General features: G+C 68.4%; 1 protein-coding gene. It reads left to right on the plus strand.

Annotated features, from left to right (window positions below):
• The first annotated feature begins 332 nt into the window (after nucleotides 1–332).
• Nucleotides 333–671, plus strand: coding sequence for a site-specific integrase (locus IF89_RS48810; protein WP_324605415.1), 339 nt, complete (start codon nucleotides 333–335; stop codon nucleotides 669–671).
• Nucleotides 672–1,281 lie beyond the last annotated feature (610 nt).

The following is a 1,281-nucleotide window of genomic DNA, read 5'->3' on the forward strand; positions in this document are numbered from 1 at the left end:
GACAGAACCCCCCAACAAGGTTCATCGTTGCAGCTCAGGAAGGCACTTTCGCGTTTCCGCCCCATAGCCGGCCGTACCCAAGTGAAACGGCGAGGCTAGTGGCGTTTTGGGTGTCCACTGGGGCCCGTGCCTCTGAGCTGCTGGGGGCCCGCTTCTGCGATGCTGACCCGGGGCAGCAGCTGATCAGCGTGGTTCGCAAGGGCACGGGGGCAGTGTAGCCGCTGCCCGCATCGCCGGATGCGTTCGTCTGGCTGCGGCTCTACCAGTCCGAGCTGCGCGGTCAGCTGCCGAAGGGGCGATCCCTGCCGCTGTGGTGGACCCTGCGTCGGCCGCTGAGGCCGCTGACCTATCACGCGGCTCACCGGATGTTCGAGCGCGTGAACGCGGACCTGGGCTCCAACTGGACCCTGCATGACCTGCGGCACACCGCGGCCTACCGGATGTCGCGGGACCCGAAGATCCCGCTCGTCGATGTCCAGTGGGTCATGAGTCACGCAAGTGTGACGACCACTCAGCTCTATATGACGCCCACCGGCGACGAGGTCATTGAGAACGTCATGGCCCATCCTGCCCGGCAGGAGGCGCATGCGGCCGCCCGGCAGGCACCGCCTCCGGCTCCTGGCTACTCGTCCGAGAGCCTGGACGTGCTATTCGGGCGGGTGACCCAGTGAAGACGGCCGGGCCTCGTGGGACTGTCGCCCGCGGCACCGGGCTGAGTCTGGCCAGAGCAGCGCGAGGAGCCCGGCATCGGTGCTCAGAGCCAGGCTGCACTCCGGGCTCGCTACCCCGCCCCCACGAACCCCGCTTCCTGGCCGGCGGCCGAGCAGCCTCCCGAGGATCTGGTCGAGATGCTCTGTGCGGGGGTTCGTCCCAAGACGCTGCCGAGCGTCCGACGCGGGGTCACAGCGGTAGTCGGCTGGCTCAGCACGCACCCGCGCCTGAAGTGGCAGGAGAAGTGGCTGGCCAGCGGGACTGAGGAGCATCTGGGCGACGACAGATGGAAGGCGCTGGCGGAGCCGTGGCTGCAGGCCCGCGGCTGGGACAAGGCCTACGGCTTCAAGGATCTCGGCACTGGCCTTCGCCGGCTCATCTGCGCGGACGATGGCGTCCCGCCGAGTGGTGTAGCCGATCACGGGTAGGGCGTGCGCCTTGGGGCGTGTGACAGCCGGGCTTCCGCTCCCGGTCTGTGAGCGGGCCTGCGTGCAACTCTCCGTAGGGAAATGCCGGTTCGACACGGAGGTGCCACGGTGGTCCTGTCCCAGCATGTCCTACTGCGGCTGA

It is taken from the genome of Streptomyces sp. NRRL F-2664 (assembly GCF_000719345.1).
Classification (GTDB): domain Bacteria; phylum Actinomycetota; class Actinomycetes; order Streptomycetales; family Streptomycetaceae; genus Streptomyces.